Source organism: Paracidovorax sp. (assembly GCF_057642795.1).
Genome location: NZ_JBXYZY010000009.1, coordinates 51,596 through 67,749, shown reverse-complemented (window position 1 = coordinate 67,749; position 16,154 = coordinate 51,596). Strand labels below are relative to the sequence as shown.

Annotated in this window: 14 protein-coding genes; 1 reads left to right on the top strand and 13 read right to left on the bottom strand. The window is 67.0% G+C overall.

The annotated features are described in order from the left end of the window. Positions 1-12 precede the first annotated feature (12 nt). From AC3A84_RS05120 to AC3A84_RS05100, 5 genes are all read right to left on the bottom strand, one after another. Complete coding sequence (locus AC3A84_RS05120) at positions 13-486, bottom strand: GNAT family N-acetyltransferase (protein ID WP_487968568.1); 474 nt, start codon at positions 484-486, stop codon at positions 13-15. Positions 487-492: 6 nt separating this feature from the next. After that, positions 493-1,509: an NADP-dependent oxidoreductase gene (locus AC3A84_RS05115; protein ID WP_487968567.1), complete on the bottom strand. Its 1,017-nt coding sequence runs from the start codon at positions 1,507-1,509 to the stop codon at positions 493-495. A 134-nt stretch (positions 1,510-1,643) separates the two neighbouring features. Next, a complete protein-coding gene (locus AC3A84_RS05110; protein ID WP_487968566.1) occupies positions 1,644-2,075 on the bottom strand; it encodes a PaaI family thioesterase in 432 nt (143 codons plus the stop codon). Positions 2,076-2,128: 53 nt separating this feature from the next. Continuing rightward, complete coding sequence (locus tag AC3A84_RS05105) at positions 2,129-2,920, bottom strand: SDR family oxidoreductase (RefSeq protein ID WP_487968565.1); 792 nt, start codon at positions 2,918-2,920, stop codon at positions 2,129-2,131. Positions 2,921-3,075: 155 nt separating this feature from the next. Beyond that, entirely contained in the window at positions 3,076-4,929 is a 1,854-nt protein-coding gene (locus tag AC3A84_RS05100) for an acyl-CoA dehydrogenase (protein WP_487968564.1), read from the bottom strand. Positions 4,930-5,063: 134 nt separating this feature from the next. Here AC3A84_RS05100 and AC3A84_RS05095 point away from each other — a divergent pair, with 134 nt between their 5' ends. Then, positions 5,064-5,438, top strand: coding sequence for a nuclear transport factor 2 family protein (locus AC3A84_RS05095; RefSeq protein WP_487968563.1), 375 nt, complete (start codon positions 5,064-5,066; stop codon positions 5,436-5,438). A gap of 91 nt (positions 5,439-5,529) precedes the next feature. On the opposite strand, the gene AC3A84_RS05090 is transcribed toward AC3A84_RS05095, so the two are convergent. From AC3A84_RS05090 to AC3A84_RS05055, 8 genes are all read right to left on the bottom strand, one after another. Then, positions 5,530-6,705 (bottom strand): acetyl-CoA C-acyltransferase, encoded by a 1,176-nt coding sequence (locus AC3A84_RS05090; RefSeq protein WP_343589134.1) that lies wholly within the window; start codon positions 6,703-6,705, stop codon positions 5,530-5,532. 58 nt (positions 6,706-6,763) lie between these two features. Next, positions 6,764-8,863, bottom strand: coding sequence for a 3-hydroxyacyl-CoA dehydrogenase NAD-binding domain-containing protein (locus tag AC3A84_RS05085; protein WP_487968562.1), 2,100 nt, complete (start codon positions 8,861-8,863; stop codon positions 6,764-6,766). A 171-nt stretch (positions 8,864-9,034) separates the two neighbouring features. Beyond that, the gene (locus tag AC3A84_RS05080; protein WP_288511311.1) at positions 9,035-9,730 is read right to left on the bottom strand and encodes a branched-chain amino acid ABC transporter ATP-binding protein; all 696 of its coding nucleotides are present in this window, start codon (positions 9,728-9,730) and stop codon (positions 9,035-9,037) included. Positions 9,731-9,732: 2 nt separating this feature from the next. Then, on the bottom strand, positions 9,733-10,581 hold the full coding sequence (locus AC3A84_RS05075) for an ABC transporter ATP-binding protein (protein ID WP_487968561.1): 849 nt from the start codon (positions 10,579-10,581) through the stop codon (positions 9,733-9,735). Next, positions 10,582-11,901: a branched-chain amino acid ABC transporter permease gene (locus AC3A84_RS05070; protein ID WP_487968560.1), complete on the bottom strand. Its 1,320-nt coding sequence runs from the start codon at positions 11,899-11,901 to the stop codon at positions 10,582-10,584. It lies immediately after the preceding gene. 5 nt (positions 11,902-11,906) lie between these two features. Further along, positions 11,907-12,860 (bottom strand): branched-chain amino acid ABC transporter permease, encoded by a 954-nt coding sequence (locus AC3A84_RS05065; protein ID WP_487968559.1) that lies wholly within the window; start codon positions 12,858-12,860, stop codon positions 11,907-11,909. 139 nt (positions 12,861-12,999) lie between these two features. After that, positions 13,000-14,235 carry a branched-chain amino acid ABC transporter substrate-binding protein gene (locus AC3A84_RS05060; protein WP_487968558.1) on the bottom strand — a complete coding sequence of 412 codons (1,236 nt, stop codon included), beginning with the start codon at positions 14,233-14,235 and terminating at the stop codon, positions 13,000-13,002. A 118-nt stretch (positions 14,236-14,353) separates the two neighbouring features. Further along, positions 14,354-15,997: a 3-(methylthio)propionyl-CoA ligase gene (locus tag AC3A84_RS05055; protein ID WP_487968557.1), complete on the bottom strand. Its 1,644-nt coding sequence runs from the start codon at positions 15,995-15,997 to the stop codon at positions 14,354-14,356. Positions 15,998-16,154 lie beyond the last annotated feature (157 nt).

The window sequence follows — 16,154 nt, the reverse complement described above, 5'->3', positions numbered from 1 at the left end:
TCTGCCGGGCCCTCAAGCCGGGCCGCAGAGCATCTCGACATGGGGGATGCCGTCTTCCAGGTATTCGGGCGAGACGGCGACGAAGCCCTGCTCGCCGTAGAAGCGCTGCAGGTGGGCCTGCGCGCTGATGCGTACCGACTGCCCCGGCCACGCCACGCGGCAGCGCGCCAGGCCCTCGGCCACCAGCGCCCGGCCGGTGCCGGTGCCGCGCGCCTCGGGCGCCGTGACCACGCGGCCGATGGAGGGCTCGGGATAGTTCACGCCCGGGTCCACCACGCGCAGCGTGGCCAGCAGCGGACCGCCGGGCGCGGCGCGGCCCAGCAGGTGCCAGGACCGCTTGTCCGCGTCGTCAGGGTCTTGATACGGCCCCTGCTCCAGGATGAATACCCGGCAGCGCAGCGCCAGCGCGTCGTGCAGCGCATGCACGCCCAGGTCGTCGAATCGGGCCCAGGTCCAGTGCAGCAGCGGGGGGGGCGGCGCTGCCATGGCTCTTCAGACCAGCTTGACCAGCTGCTTGCCGAAGTTCTTGCCCTTGAGCAGGCCCAGGAAGGCCTCGGGCGCGGCGGCCAGGCCCTCGGCGATGGTCTCGCGCGGGCGCAGCTTGCCGGCGGCGACCAGGCCGCCCAGCTCCTTGAGCGCCTCGGGCCAGATCTCCATGTGCTCGCTCACGATGAAGCCCTCGACCTTCATGCGGTTGATGAGGATCAGCGCGGGGTTCTGCAGGGGCAGCGGCTTGCCATCGTAGCCGGCGATCATGCCGCACACCGCCACGCGGGCGAAGGCGTTGGAGCGCAGCAGCACGGCGTCGAGGATGTAGCCGCCCACGTTCTCGAAGTAGCCGTCGATGCCGTCGGGGCAGGCGTCCTTCAATGCCTTGGACATGGCTTTCAGGTCGCCATGCTCGCGGTGGTCGATGCACACGTCGAAGCCGAGCTCTTCAGTGGCGTAGCGGCACTTTTCAGCCCCGCCGGCAATGCCCACGACGCGGCAGCCGCGCGCCTTGGCCAGGGCGGCGAACGCGCTGCCCACGGCGCCTGTGGCGGCGCTGACCACCACGGTCTCGCCGGCCTTGGGCGCAATGATCTTCACCAGGCCATACCAGGCCGTCACGCCCGGCATGCCCACGGCGCCCAGATAGTGCGAGAGCGGCACATGGGTCGTGTCCACCTTGCGCAGCATGCCGGGCTCGTTGCCGTCCACCACGCCGTATTCCTGCCAGCCCCCCATGCCGACGACCTTGTCGCCCACTGCGTACTTGGGGTGGCGGCTTTCCACCACCTCGCCCACCGTGCCGCCGATCATCACCTCGCCCAGCGGCTGGCTGGCCGCGTAGCTCTTGCTCTCGTTCATGCGCCCGCGCATGTAGGGGTCCAGGCTCAGGTAGTGGTGGCGCACCAGCACCTGGCCGTCGGCCAGAGCCGGCGTGTCGGTGGTGACGAGCTTGAAGTTGCCGGTGGTGGCTTCGCCCTGGGGGCGGTTGTCCAGCAGGATCTGTTGATTGCGTGGCATTACGGTATCTCCTTTGCTACTTTTACGATAGCTGCTCGCGCTCATGAATCAAGCGCTGCAGCACGATTGGATGCACAAGTTGCAAGCCGGTGCAGTGGCCCTCCTGCACGGGCCGGCGGGCGAAGCGGTTCGGCTCAGTCGGTCGGCACGCCAGCGCCTTCGGCCGGCTGCCTGCGCACGTACTTGAAGGTGCCGGTGGCATGGCTGCAGGCCCGGCCCTGGGCGTCGTAGACCGTGCCCTCGACGAAGGCGATGGAGCGCGTGCGGTGCAGCAGCCTTCCCCTGGCCACCAGCGGCCCGACGGCCGGCTGCATGAAGCTGGTCTTCATCTCGATGGTGACCACGCCGAATTCCGGCGATACGCTGCGCGCGGCCGTGGCGAGCGTCACGTCCAGCAGCGTCATCGTGGCGCCGCCGTGCGTGACGGAAAAGGAGTTGAGGTGCTCGGGCGCGGCCTCGTAGCGCAGCTCGGACTCGCCGCCTTCCATGCGGTGCAGGGTGAAACCCAGATGGGTCACGAACGGGATCTCGACACCGAAACCCGCAAAGGCGTTTTCCATGGACATGTGCAGTGGGACAAGAGTGGATGCGTGCGGCGGAGGGCTGGTTGTACCCCAGATCAGCCACCGGTCACCACGCTCACCCCGCCGTCCACCGCCATCCACTGCCCGGTGATGTGCTTGCCCGCATCGCTGGCGTAGAGCAGCGCGATGCCCTTCAGGTCTTCGTCGTCGCCCAGGCGCCGCAGCGGGGCGTGCTCGGCCATCTTCTCCTCGCCCAGCGTCTCGATCAGCACCGAGGCCATCTTGGTCTTGAAAAAGCCCGGGCAGATGGCGTTGACGTTGATGCCGTAGGCCCCCCATTCCGCCGCCAGCGCCCGCGTGAAGTTGATGACCGCGCCCTTGGAGGTGTTGTAGGCGATGGTCTTCATCGCCGTGGGGTTGCCTGCCAGACCGGCAATGGAGGCCACGTTGAGGATGCGCCCCCGATTGCGCGGAATCATGCTGTGCTTGGCGATGGCCTGCGATAGCAGGAAGTAGCCGCGCACGTTGAGGTTCATCACCTTGTCCCAGGCAGCGGTGGGATGGTCTTCGGCCGGCGCACCCCAGCTGGCGCCCGCGTTGTTGACCAGGATGTCCACGTCGCCCATGCGCTGCAGGGTCTCGGCGGCCAGCCGCTGGATATCGGCCTCCTGGCCGCAATCGGCGGCGATCCAGCGCGCGTCGATGCCGGCGGCCTGCAGCGAGGCCGTGGCCTCTTCCAGGTCGGCCGCCTTGCGGGACGTGATCAGCACGCGGGCACCGGCCTCACCCAGCGCATGGGCGATCTGCAGGCCCAGGCCGCGCGATCCGCCGGTGACGAGGGCGGTCTTGCCGGAAAGGTCGAAGAGTTGCTGAACGGTGCGGCTCATGGTGGCGGGTCTCCTTGGAACGTGGCTGAGGTGGTGTCGTCAGATCGGGGGCATTGTGCGGCGCACTGCCCCAGGAAATGTGTCGCGCCGTTGACCCGGCATGGGCGTGAGCCGCGTCGCGTCGTTGGCCCGGTGCGCGGGCGCTCAGAACGGGTTCAGAACGCGTCTTCGGGCAGCGCCGCACAGGTCGTATCGCGCTGGCGAACGACATTCAGCCAGGCGCCGATCTTGGGGAGCTCGTAATGGAAGAAATAGCGCATGGCGCCCATCCTTCCTTCGCTGGAAGCTATCGAAAGCGTAGCATCCGCGCGCAGCGTGGCGAGGGCCAGGTCGAGCCACATCCAGGCCAGCACCGTGTGGCCGAAGGCCTGCATGTAGGGCACGGCGTTGGCCAGCGCATCGGCGGGCTCGCCCGTGGCCCAGGCGGCCTTGGTGGCTGCGCCCACTTCGGCCAGCGCGCCGGCCAGGGCATTGGCATGGGCGGCCAGCGCGGGTTGCTGGATGGCCTGCTGCACCGTGGCGTCGATGCAGCCGGCCAGCAGCATCAGGCCCCGGCCGCCCTCCATCAGCACCTTGCGACCCAGGAGATCCATGGCCTGGATGCCGTGCGTGCCCTCGTGGATCATGTTCAGGCGGTTGTCGCGCCAGTACTGCTCCACCGCAAAGTCGCGCGTGTAGCCGTAGCCGCCGTGGATCTGGATGGCGAGCGAATTGGCCTCCAGGCACCATTCGCTGGGCCAGCTCTTGGCGATGGGCGTGAGCACTTCCAGCAGCAGCCGCGCTTCGTCGGCCGCCTGGGCGCTGCCGGTGTGCTGCTCGTCCACCAGCCGCGCGCAATAGAGATTGAGCGCCAGCGCGCCTTCGCCGTAGCTCTTCTGCGCCAGCAGCATGCGCTTGATGTCGGCGTGCTCGATCAGGCGCACCTGGGGCGCGGCGGCATCCTTGCCGCCCTTACCCAAGGGCCGGCCCTGAGGGCGGTTCTTCGCATAGTCCAGGCTGGCGTAGTAGCCCGCCAGCCCCAGCATGGTGGCCGCCATGCCGATGCCGATGCGCGCCTCGTTCATCATGTGGAACATGCACTTGAGGCCCTCGCCAGGCTGGCCCACCAAATAGCCGATGGCGCCCGCGCCGCCGCGCACCGGGTAGGTGCCCTCGCCGAAGTTGAGCAGCGTGTTGGTCGTGCCGCGCCAGCCCAGCTTGTGGTTGAGGCCGGCGAGCGCCACGTCGTTGCGCTCGCCGGTCAGGCGCCCTGCTTCGTCCACCAGCTGCTTGGGCACGATGAAGAGCGAGATGCCCTTGACGCCCGGCACCAGCTTGCCGTCGGGCCCGGGAATCTTGGCCAGCACCAGATGCACGATGTTCTCGGTCATCTCGTGGTCGCCCGAGCTGATCCACATCTTGTTGCCGGTGAGCCGGTAGCGCGGCCCGAGCGCATCGCCCTCGAAGCCCTCGCCATCGGGCACGGCGCGGGTCGCCACGTCGGAGAGGGACGAGCCCGCCTGGGGCTCCGACAGGCACATGGTGCCGGCCCAGCGGCCGTCGAATTCGTTCTGCGCGAACACCTGCTTTTGTAGCGGCGTGCCGTGCGCCATCAGCAGGTTGGCATTGCCCGACGTAAGCAGGTTGGAGCCGATGCTGACCGAGGCCGCCGCGAAGAAGCTGTTGGCTGCCGCCTCCACCGTATAGGGCAGCTGCATGCCGCCGATGGCGTAGTCCTGCGCGGCGCTCAGCAGGCCCGATTCGGCGTAGGCGCGGCGCGCGGCGTGCGTGGCCTCCGGCAGCACCACGCGCAGCGTGCCGTCGGGCTGGGTGGCGGTGCGCGGCTCTTCGGTATCGACCAGCCGGTTGAAGGGCGCGAACTTCTCGCGCGCGATGCGTTCGCTGGTATCCAGCACGGCATCGAAGGTCTCGCGCGAATGGTCGGAAAAGCGCTCCCGGGCGGTCAGCGCATCGGCCTCAAGCCAGTGGTGGAGCAGGAACTCGAGGGTGGAACGCAGTGAGGTGGTCATGCGGGAAATTATGGAGAGGGGGTGCGGTGCGGCATGTCCGCTGGGTGACGCAAGGCATCGTCCCTTGCCTGAGCCGGCCTATAGTCCGGCAGCGCCGCCGCAAGCCCGACCATCCGCCGGAAACACCCCACGCCATGACCGCCCTGCTCGCCGAACTGCAAGCGCTCGAAGTCGAACTGCACCACCCCGGCCAGCCCTGCAGCCGCGAACGGCTGGAGCAGTTGCTGCACCCCGGTTTCCATGAGGTCGGCCGATCAGGCTGCCCCTATACGCGGGATACGGTGATCCAGTACTTGGCCGGGCTGGTGTCGCCCCCTGCCGTGCTATCCGACGGCTTCGCCGTCACGCTGCTGGAGCCCACGGTGGCGCTGCTCAGCTACCGATCCGCCCGCCGCCGGACCGACGGCGGCCTGGAGCTGCACACGCTGCGCTCGTCGGTCTGGCAGCGGACGGCGCTCGGCTGGCAATTGCGCTACCACCAGGGCACGCCCGCCGCGCAGTCCTGGTGAATGACCCGCGCGCCAACGAAAACGCCCCGCGCGGGCCTGCAGGCCTGGCGGGGCGCCAATAGGAAGGCGTAAGGTCAGACGCTCTGGCGGCTTAAAGCACCTCGAAGATGCCCGCAGCGCCCATGCCGCCGCCGATGCACATCGTGACGCACACGCGCTTGGCGCCGCGCCGCTTGCCTTCGATCAGGGCGTGGCCCGTCAAGCGCTGGCCGCTCACGCCATAGGGGTGGCCCAGGGCGATGGCGCCGCCGTTGACGTTCAGGCGGTCGGCCGGAATGCCGAGCTTGTCGCGGCAGTAGATGACCTGCACGGCGAAGGCCTCGTTCAGTTCCCAGAGATCGATGTCCTGCACCGAGAGGCCCAGTTTCTTGAGCACCTTGGGCACGGCGAAGACGGGGCCGATGCCCATCTCGTCGGGCTCGCAGCCGGCCACGGCAAAGCCCAGGAAGCGGCCCAGGGGCTTGAGGCCATGCTTGCCGGCGTAGGCTTCGCTCACCACCACGCAGGCGCCCGCGCCGTCGCTGAACTGGCTGGCGTTGCCGGCCGAGACCAGGCCGCCCGGCAGGGCGGAACGCAGGCCGCGGATGGCCTCCACCGTCGTGCCTTCGCGCGTGCCTTCGTCCTTGGAGACGGTGACCTGCTTGGTGATGAGGCCCAGCGTCTTGTCGGCGATGCCGGCGGTGACGGTGATGGGCGCGATCTCGGCGTCGAACAGGCCGGCGGCCTGCGCGGCGCAGGCCTTCTGCTGGCTGGCGGCGCCGTATTCGTCCATGGCCTCGCGGCCGATGCCGTAGCGCTTGGCGACCTGCTCGGCCGTCTGCAGCATGTTCCAGTAGATCTCGGGCTTCTGCTTTTCCAGCGCCAGGTCACGGATCATGTGCAGGTTCATTTCCTGCTGCACGCAGGAGATGCTCTCGACACCGCCGGCGACATAGACATCGCCCTCGCCCGCGATGATGCGCTGGGCGGCGGTGGCGATGGTCTGCAGGCCCGAGGAGCAGAAGCGATTGATGGTCATGCCCGAGGTCGTGACGGGCAGGCCGGCCTTGATCGCGATCTGCCGGGCGATGTTGCTGCCGGTGGCGCCTTCGGGCGTGGCGCAGCCCATGAGGACGTCATCGACGTCTGCGCCGTCGATGCCGGCGCGCTGCACGGCATGCTGCACGGCGTGGCCGCCCAGCGTGGCGCCGTGGGTCATGTTGAACGAGCCCTTCCAGCTCTTGGCGAGCGGGGTGCGGGCGGTGGAGACGATCACTGCGGAGGTCATGTGCGGAATTCCTTGTTCTGTCGGCTGGGTGCTGCAAAAGCGCTGCGCTGAGCGGTGCTCAGGCGAAGGCCTTGCCTTCGGCGGCCAGGCGTGAGAGCAGCGGCGCTGGCTCCCACGCGGAAGCGTCGTCCAGCGGGTTCTTCGCGAAGCGCTTCATGGCCTGCTCGACGTTGAAGAGGCCCAGTTCGCTCGCGTAGTGCATGGGGCCGCCGCGGTGGATGGGGAAGCCGTAGCCGGTCAGGTACACCATGTCGATGTCGCCGGCCTTGCTGGCGATGCCCTCGTCCAGGATCTTCGCGCCCTCGTTCACCAGCGAGAACACCAGGCGCTGAACGATCTCCTCGTCGCTGATCTTGCGCGGCGTGATGCCCAGTTCCTTGCGGTGGTCTTCGACCATCTTGTTGACCAGCTCGCTCGGGATGGCGTCGCGCTTGCCGGCCTGGTAGTCATACCAGCCCGCGCCCGTCTTCTGGCCGAAGCGGCCCAGCTCGCAGAGCTTGTCGGCCGTGCGGCTGTACTTCATGTCCGGGCGCTCGACGGCGCGGCGCTTGCGGATCGCCCAGCCGATGTCGTTGCCGGCCAGGTCACCCATGCGGAACGGGCCCATGGCGAAGCCGAACTTCTCGATGGCGCGGTCCACCTGCTGGGGCGTGGCGCCTTCGTCGAGCAGGAAGCCGGCCTGCTGGCTGTAGCGCTCGATCATGCGGTTGCCGATGAAGCCGTCGCACACGCCCGAGACCACGGCCGTCTTCTTGATCTTCTTGGCGATGGCCATCACGGTGGCCAGCACGTCCTTGGCCGTGGCCTTGCCGCGCACCACTTCGAGCAGGCGCATCACGTTGGCGGGGCTGAAGAAGTGCATGCCCACCACGTCCTGCGGGCGCTGGGTGAAGGCGGCGATCAGGTCCACGTCGAGCGTGGAGGTGTTGGAGGCCAGGATGGCGCCGGGCTTGGCCACGGCGTCGAGCTGCTTGAACACGGCTTCCTTGACGCCCATTTCCTCGAACACGGCCTCGATGATGAGGTCCGCGTCCTTCAGGTCGTCGTAGCTCAGCGTGGTTTGGAGCAGGTCCATGCGCTGCTGGTACTTGTCTTCCTTGAGCTTGCCCTTCTTGACCTGGGCTTCGTAGTTCTTCTTGATGGTGGCGATGCCGCGGTCCAGCGCCTCCTGCTTGGTCTCCAGAATCGTGACCGGGATGCCGGCGTTGAGGAAGTTCATGGCGATGCCGCCGCCCATGGTGCCGGCGCCGATCACGCCCACCGTCTTCACGGCGCGCTGGGGCGTGTCGGAGGGCACGTCCGGAATCTTGCTGGCCGCGCGCTCGGAGAAGAAGATGTGGCGCAGCGCCCGCGATTCGGGCGTCCACATCAGGTTGATGAAGATCTCACGCTCATAGGCCATGCCGTCGGCGAACTTGCGCTTGGTGGCGGCTTCGACCGCATCCACGCACTTGGCGGGCGCGGGCAGGTTCTTGGCCATGCCCTTGACCATGTTGCGTGCGAACTGGAAGTAGGCATCGCCTTCGGGGTGCTTGCAGGGCAGATTGCGCACCAGCGGCAGCGGGCGCGCATCGGCCACGCTGCGGGCGAAGGCCAGCGCCTCTTCAGCCAGAGATTCAGTCGAGGCGGCCATCTTGTCGAACAGCTTCTGACCGGGGAAGGAACCAATCAGCTCGCTCTTGACCGGCTCGCCACTCACGATGATGTTGAGCGCCGCTTCCACGCCCAGCACGCGCGGCAGGCGCTGCGTGCCGCCCGCGCCGGGCACGAGGCCCAACTTCACCTCGGGCAACGCCACGTTGCAGCCGGGCGCAGCGATGCGGTAGTGGCAGCCCAGCGCCAGTTCCAGCCCGCCGCCCATGCAGACGGTGTGGACGGCCGCAACCACGGGCTTGGCGGAATTTTCGACCGTGCTGATGACGGACAGCAGGTTGGGCTCCTGCAGCGCCTTGTCGGTGCCGAACTCCTTGATGTCGGCGCCGCCCGAGAAGGCCCCGCCCGCGCCGGTAATGACGACGGCCTTCACGGCCGCATCGGCATTGGCACGTTCGATCCCGTCAGTGATGCCCTTGCGGGTGGCATGGCCCAGGCCGTTGACCGGCGGGTTGTTCAGCGTGATCACGGCGATGTCGCCGTGAACTTCGTAGGCAGCAGTCATGCTCTGTGGTTCCTCGGAAGTGAATAGAAGATGGCAGCAGCGGCACGGGGCCGCCAAATCGAACGATCGTGCTTTTTCATTCTAGGGGCGGCGGATGCAGGTTCCAAGACGGTTCTGTCCCAGACCGGACAGCCGGCGCGGATGCCCCGCCGGAGCACCCGTCGGTGGAGGTTAGACCTCCAGCCACTCCTTGCGCACGCCGGCATCCGCGCGCAGCGCATCGGGCGTGCCGTCGAACACCACGCTGCCGTGGCCCATGACCAGTGCACGGTCGGAAATCGTCATGGCGATGGTGAGCTTCTGCTCGATGAGCAGCACCGATACACCGCGCGCCTTGATGGCCGTGAGGTACTGGGCCACCAGCTCGACGATCTTGGGCGCCAGGCCCTCGGTGGGCTCGTCGATGATGATGAGTTCGGGGTCGCCCATGAGCGTTCGGCAGAGCGTGAGCATCTGCTGCTCGCCGCCCGACATCACGCCCGCCTCGGTGTGCTGGCGCTCCTTCAGCCGCGGGAACATCTCGTACATGTCGTCGAAGCTCCAGCGGCTGCCCCGGCCCTTGCCCTTCTGGCCCAGCAGCAGGTTCTGGTGCACGGTGAGATGGGGAAACACATCGCGGCTCTCGGGCACGTAGCCCAGGCCCAGGTGGGCAATCTCGTAGGCCTTCTTGCCGGTGAGCGGCTGACCCTTCCATTCGAGCGTGCCCTGCCAGTCCACCAGGCCCATGATGGCCTTGGCGGTGGTGGAGCGCCCCGAGCCGTTGCGCCCCAGCAGGGCCACGATCTCGCCGGGCCGCACGTCGAAGGAAACGCCGTGCAGCACATGGCTCTTGCCGTAGTAGGCGTGCAGGTTGTCGATGTGAAGCATGTCTAGTGCCCTCCTTCCTGCTGCGCCGCGATGACCGAGCCCAGATAAGCCTCCTGCACGCGCGCATTGGCGCGCACGGCCTCGGGCTCGTCGAAGGCGATCACCTCGCCATAGACCACCACGGCGATCTTGTCGGCCAGGCCGAAGACTACGCCCATGTCGTGCTCCACGGTCAGCAGGGTGCGGCCCACGGTCACCTCCTTGATGAGGTGGATGAAGCGCGTGGTCTCGCTCTTGCTCATGCCGGCCGTGGGCTCGTCCAGCAGGATCACGCTGGCGCCACCGGCGATGGTGATGCCGATCTCCAGTGCGCGCTGCTCGGCGTAGGTCAGGTTCATGGCCAGCGTGTCGCGCTTGCCGCCCAGCTGGATCATCTGCATGAGCTGTTCGGCCCGCTCGTTGGCGTCGTGCAGGCCCGAGAGGAAGCGCAGGAAGGTGTAGCGGTAGCCCAGGCTCCACAGCACGCCGCAGCGCAGGTTCTCGAACACGCTGAGCTTGGGGAAGATGTTGGTGATCTGGAAGCTGCGCGACAGGCCCAGCCGGTTGATCTCATAGGGCGCCTTGCCGTCGATGCGCTGGCCGTGCAGCAGCACCTCGCCGCTGCTGGGCCCGAAGCGCCCGCTGATGAGATTGAACAGCGTGGACTTGCCCGCGCCGTTGGGCCCGATGATGGCCACGCGCTCGCCCGGCGCAACGGCCAGGTTGGCGCCGCGGATGATCTCGGTCTTGCCGAAGCGCTTGCGCACGTCGCGCAGTTCCAACGCCGGCGTCTGGGTGCTGCCGCAAGCGCCGGCAGCACCGGCCGGGCTCTTCTGTGGGTGCGCATTGCTGCTGCTGAGGTTCAGGTTCATTCAGGCGCCCTCCCCGCGCTGCATGCGATGCTCGATGGCTTCCTGGATGGCTTCCCAGCGGCGCCTGAAGTCCCGGCGCCGCCACTCGAAAAGGCCCACGCCGATGGCGAAGAGCACGGCCGCGCCGATCCAGCTGGCCGGCGCGCGCGCATCCAGCGTCGCGCCCATGAAGGGCAACTGCGGGCCCAGCGCCGCATTGAGCTGCAGGTGATAGGTCATCTCGACCATCGCCGCGAAGCCCAGCACCGCGAGCAGCGCCGTGACTGCCAGCGCCAGATACGAAGGCAGCAGCCCGCGCAGCTTGCCGAAACGCGCCAGGCGCACGTTCATCATGATCAGACTGGCGATGCCGCCGGGCGCATACATCACCATGAAGAGGAAGACCAGGCCCAGGTAGAGCAGCCAGGCCTTCGAGAGCTCCGACAGCAGCACCGAGGCGAACACCAGCAGCACCGCCCCGATGATGGGCCCGAAGAAGAAGGTGGCGCCGCCCAGGAAAGTGAAGAGCAGGTAGCCGCCCGAGCGCATCACGCTCACGCTGTCGGCTGCCGTGACGATCTCGAAGTTGATCGCCGCCAGCCCCCCGCCCACGCCCGCGAAGAAGCCAGCGATGATGAAGGCGAAGTAGCGCACGCGCTGCGTGTTGTAGCCAATGAACTCCACGCGCTCGGGGTTGTCGCGCACCGCGTTCAGCATGCGCCCCAGTGGCGTGCCGGTGAAGGCGAACATCAGCGCGGTGCAGATGAAGCAGTACGCGGCGATCAGGTAATAGACCTGCAGCGCGGGCCCGAAGCTGATGCCGAAGAAGGGCTTGCCGTAGACCCGGTCGGTGGTGATGCCGCCCTCGCCGCCGAAGAAGCCCGGGAACATCAGCGCCATCGACGCCACCAGCTCGCCGATGCCCAGCGTGATCATGGCGAAGGTGGTGCCCGACTTGCGCGTGGTGACGAAGCCCAGCAGCGCGGCGAAGAACAGGCCTGCCAGCCCGCCCACCACCGGGATCAGCACCAGCGGAATGTGCAGCGTGCCCTGCCCCGCCAGGTTCATGGCATGGATGGCGATGAACGAGCCCAGACCGGTATAGACCGCATGGCCGAAGCTCAGCATCCCGCCCTGCCCCAGCAGGATGTTGTAGGAAAGGCAGATGATGATCAGATAGCCGATCTGCGAGAGCATGGTGAGCGCCAGGCTGCTCGTGAACACCCAGGGCGCGGCGATGAGCGCCAGCGCGAAGGCGCCCCAGACGATCATGCGACCCGGGCTGAGCCGTCCTGCGCGATCGCGCCCGGCGGCGGAAGGAGATAGCGGTGCTTGGTTCATGGTTTTCAGTCCTCCCGGGTGCCGAGCAGACCCTTGGGCCGGAAGATCAGCATCAGCACCAGCAGCAGATACGGAAGGATCGGCGCGATCTGCGAGATGGTGAGCTTGAGCACCGGCCAGCCGAAGGTCTGCTCGGTGATCTGCACGCCGAAGCGCGCAAAGGCATGCACCAGCGAATAGTCCAGTGCCACCGCGAAGGTCTGCACCAGCCCGATCAGTAGCGACGCAAGGAAGGCCCCTGCGAGCGAGCCCATGCCGCCCACCACGACCACCACGAAGATGATGGAGCCCACTGACGCGGCCATGGCCGGCTCGGTGATGTAGGTGTTGCCCCCGATCACGCCCGCCAGCCCCGCCAGCGCGCAGCCACCGCCGAACACCAGCATGAACACACGCGGCACGTTGTGGCCCAGCGCCTCGACCATCTCGGGGTGCTTGAGCGCAGCCTGGATCACCAAGCCGATGCGCGTGCGCGTGAGCAGCAGCCAGACAGACAACAGCATCAGCACCGCCACCAGCATGACGAAGGAGCGCGACTTCGGAAACTGCGTGCCGTAGAGCGTGAAGAGCGGCCCCTGCAGCTGGCTGGGCAGCGCATAGGGCACGGTGGAACGGCCCCAGACCAGCTGCACCAGCTCCAGAATGAGATAGGACAGGCCGAACGTCACCAGCAGTTCGGGCACGTGGCCGAACTGGTGGACCCGGCGCAGTGCGAAGCGCTCGAACGCCGCACCCATCGCACCGATCAGCAGTGGCGTGACGAAGAGCGCGGGCCAGAAGCCGATCACGCCCGAGATCGTGTAGGCGAAGTAGGCGCCCAGCATGTAAAAGCTGGTGTGGGCGAAATTGAGCACGCCCATCATGCTGAAGATCAGGGTCAGGCCCGAGCTCAGCATGAACAGCAGCAGCCCGTAGCTGACGCCGTTCAGCAGGGAGATCACGAAAAATTCAAGACTCATCGGAGTGCTTCGCTTCGGCGGGCAGCGGGGACCTGGCGGCGCGGCCAATGAAGCCGGCGCCGGGCGAATCACGCGATGCCTGGGGATGGAAAAAACCCGGGCCCAGCCCGGGCCCGCGAGGGCGCTGGCGGCCGGCGGCTCAGGACGGCCGCTTCATCTGGCACGACGTGGGCGTGCTCGCCACATAGGGCTCGTAGTATTTCACCGGAACGAAGGTGTAGCCGGTGTTTTCGGCATCGTACGGGTACTTGCCGCCGGCTTTCTCCCAACGCGAGACGAAGAGCCCCTGCTGCAACTGGTGGTCGGTCTTGCGCATCTCGACCTCGCCATTGAAGCTGTTGAACTTCATTCCCTCCATCGCCGCAGCCACCTTCACCGGGTCGGTGGACTTGGCCTTGACGAAGCCGGCATCGAGGATGGCGAAGGCGTGATAGACGGCGCCGGTGTACATGTCGTCGTTGAACTTGGCCTTGAAGTCCTTGACGATGCGGCCGATGTCGCCCGGCAGGTTCAGGTGGTTGTACGAGGTCATGTACACCCGCCCCGCCGCTGCCGCGCCCATCGCAGTGGGGCTGCCGGTCACGCCGCCATAGTAGGTGTAGAAGTTGACGTTGTTCAGGCCCGAATCGTTCGCGGCTTTGATCAGCAGGGCCAGGTCCGAGCCCCAGTTGCCGGTGATGACCGTGTCGGCGCCGGACTGCTTGATCTTGGCGATATAGGGCGAGAAATCGCGCACCTGCGCCAGAGGGTGCAGGTCGTCGCCCACGATCTGGATGTCGGGGCGCTTGTTCGCCAGATTCTCCTTGGCGTACTTGGAAACCTGCTGGCCGTGCGAATAGTTCTGGTTGATGAGATAGACCTTCTTGACCTCGGGCTTGTCCTTGATGAAGGTGGTCATGGCTTCCATCTTCATCGACGTGTCGGCATCGAGCCGGAAGTGCCAGTAGCTGCACTTGCTGTTGGTGAGGTCCGGATCCACCGCCGCATAGTTGAGGAACACCACCTCCTTGCCCGGGTTGCGCGCGTTGTATTTTTCCAGCGCGTCGATGATGGCCAACGCCGGGCCGGAGCCATTGCCCTGCACCACGTAGCGCGCGCCCTGGTCCATGGCCGAGCGCAGCGCGCTGGTGGTCTCCTGGGGGCTGAGCTTGTTGTCGATGCCGATGATCTCGAATTTCACGCCCGACGCGTTCTTCTTGTTGAACTCCTCGGCCAGGAACTGGAAGCTCTTGAGCTGGTTGGTACCGACGGCCGCCATCAGGCCCGACAGGGGGTCCAGCCAGGCGATCTTGACGGTGTCGCCTTTTTGGGCGAATGCGCCGCCGGCGCTGGCCAACAGGACCGATGCTGCTACTGCCTTGATAGCGAAACCCATGTCTGTCTCCTGAGGTGTTGTCGATGCGGCCCAGCGTATCGGCTTGCCTCAGGAGACGTTTGAGGGAATGCCCGTAGCCGCTATCGCGCAAGCGACTGCCGGCGGGGTTCGACGCGCCTCAGAGCCCCGGCAGGCGATAGCCCGCCAGCTGCTCGCGCAGCCGGGTCTTGAGCATCTTGCCGGTGGCGCCGATCGGGATCGCCTCTACGAACACCACGTCATCGGGGATCTGCCATTTGGCAGTCTTGCCTTCGTAGAACTTCAGCAGCTCCTCGCGCGTCACATCGGCCCCAGGCTTGCGCACCACGGCCACGATGGGGCGCTCGTCCCACTTCGGGTGGGGCATGCCCACGCAGGCCGCCATGGCCACGCCGGGGTGGGCCATCGCGATGTTCTCGATGTCGATGGAGCTGATCCACTCGCCCCCGGACTTGATCACGTCCTTGCTGCGGTCGGTGATCTGCATGAAGCCGTCCGCATCAATGGTGGCCACGTCGCCGGTCGGGAACCAGCCGATGCCATGCTCGTCGGGCACCAGCGGGTCGCCGCCCTCGCCCTTGAAGTAGCTCGCGACGATCCATGGGCCCTTGACCAGCAGATCGCCGTAGGTCCTGCCGTCCCATGGCAGTTCACGGCCCGCGCCATCGACGATCTTCATGTCCACGCCATAGATGGCGCGGCCCTGCTTGCCTAGCACCTTCATCTGCGCGTCCTTGGGCCAGTCGAGCTGCTTGCGCTTGAGCGTGGTCAGCGTGCCCAGCGGGCTCATCTCGGTCATGCCCCAGGCATGCAGCACGCGAACGCCGTAGTCCTCCTGGAAGGTCTGGATCATGGCCGGTGGGCAGGCCGCTCCGCCGATCACCGTGCGCTGGAGCGTGGAAAAGCGCAGACCGGCCGCCTTGACGTGACCCAGCAGCATCTGCCACACAGTGGGCACGCCCGCGGCAAAGGTGACGCCCTCGGCCTCCATCAACTCGTAGACCGACTTGCCGTCGAGGGCCGGACCCGGAAAAACCAGCTTGCAGCCGGTGAGCGGCGCGGAATACGGGATGCCCCAGGCATTGACGTGGAACATGGGCACGACCGGCAGCACCGCATCGCGTGCCGACAGGCACATCACGTCGGGCAAGGCCGCCGCATAGGCGTGCAGCGTGCTGGAGCGGTGGCTGTAGAGCGCGGCCTTGGGGTTACCCGTGGTGCCGCTCGTGTAGCACATGCCGCAGGCGGCGTTCTCGTCGAAGCGCGGCCAGGCATAGTCGGGCGATGCGCCAGCGATCAGCGCCTCGTAGCTCATCAGGCCAGGAATGCCGCTGCCTTCGGGCAGCCGGTCGGCATCGCACAGCGCCACCCAGTGGCGCACGGTGGGGCAGCGCGCATGCACGGCCTGCACCAGCGGCAGGAAGCTGAGGTCAAAGCACAGCACCTGGTCTTCGGCATGGTTGACGATCCAGGCGATCTGGTCGGGATGCAGCCGCGGGTTGATGGTGTGCAATACGCGTTCGGAGCCGCTTACGCCGTAATACATCTCCAGATGGCGGTAGCCGTTCCAGGCCAGGCTGGCCACACGGTCGCCGGCCTGCAGCGCCAGGCCGTCCAGCGCGTTGGCCAGACGCTTGGCGCGGGCCGACAGGTCGCGGTAGGTGTAGCGATGGATGTCGCCCTCGACGCGGCGCGAGACGATCTCGGCGTCGCCATGATGACGCTCGGCGAACTCGATCAGTGACGACACCAACAGCGGTTGGTTCTGCATCAGGCCCAGCATGTATGTGCTCCTTTATAGGTATGAATTTCCGATGAAAAGCCATCCTATCGCCTGGGGCCCGGCCGCCGGGGCAGGAATATCCCGCGCGTCGTGCCACGGGGCCTGGGGCTGTCACGCAGCGGACAGACGGCGGAGCGCCAGAGCCGCACACCAAGGC

Coding starts and splice junctions, on each gene's coding strand:
- AC3A84_RS05120 (WP_487968568.1), bottom strand. CDS start 486: ATGGCAGCGCCGCCCCCCCCGCTGCTGCACTGGACCTGGGCCCGATTC.
- AC3A84_RS05115 (WP_487968567.1), bottom strand. CDS start 1,509: ATGCCACGCAATCAACAGATCCTGCTGGACAACCGCCCCCAGGGCGAA.
- AC3A84_RS05110 (WP_487968566.1), bottom strand. CDS start 2,075: ATGTCCATGGAAAACGCCTTTGCGGGTTTCGGTGTCGAGATCCCGTTC.
- AC3A84_RS05105 (WP_487968565.1), bottom strand. CDS start 2,920: ATGAGCCGCACCGTTCAGCAACTCTTCGACCTTTCCGGCAAGACCGCC.
- AC3A84_RS05100 (WP_487968564.1), bottom strand. CDS start 4,929: ATGACCACCTCACTGCGTTCCACCCTCGAGTTCCTGCTCCACCACTGG.
- AC3A84_RS05095 (WP_487968563.1), top strand. CDS start 5,064: ATGACCGCCCTGCTCGCCGAACTGCAAGCGCTCGAAGTCGAACTGCAC.
- AC3A84_RS05090 (WP_343589134.1), bottom strand. CDS start 6,705: ATGACCTCCGCAGTGATCGTCTCCACCGCCCGCACCCCGCTCGCCAAG.
- AC3A84_RS05085 (WP_487968562.1), bottom strand. CDS start 8,863: ATGACTGCTGCCTACGAAGTTCACGGCGACATCGCCGTGATCACGCTG.
- AC3A84_RS05080 (WP_288511311.1), bottom strand. CDS start 9,730: ATGCTTCACATCGACAACCTGCACGCCTACTACGGCAAGAGCCATGTG.
- AC3A84_RS05075 (WP_487968561.1), bottom strand. CDS start 10,581: ATGAACCTGAACCTCAGCAGCAGCAATGCGCACCCACAGAAGAGCCCG.
- AC3A84_RS05070 (WP_487968560.1), bottom strand. CDS start 11,901: ATGAACCAAGCACCGCTATCTCCTTCCGCCGCCGGGCGCGATCGCGCA.
- AC3A84_RS05065 (WP_487968559.1), bottom strand. CDS start 12,860: ATGAGTCTTGAATTTTTCGTGATCTCCCTGCTGAACGGCGTCAGCTAC.
- AC3A84_RS05060 (WP_487968558.1), bottom strand. CDS start 14,235: ATGGGTTTCGCTATCAAGGCAGTAGCAGCATCGGTCCTGTTGGCCAGC.
- AC3A84_RS05055 (WP_487968557.1), bottom strand. CDS start 15,997: ATGCTGGGCCTGATGCAGAACCAACCGCTGTTGGTGTCGTCACTGATC.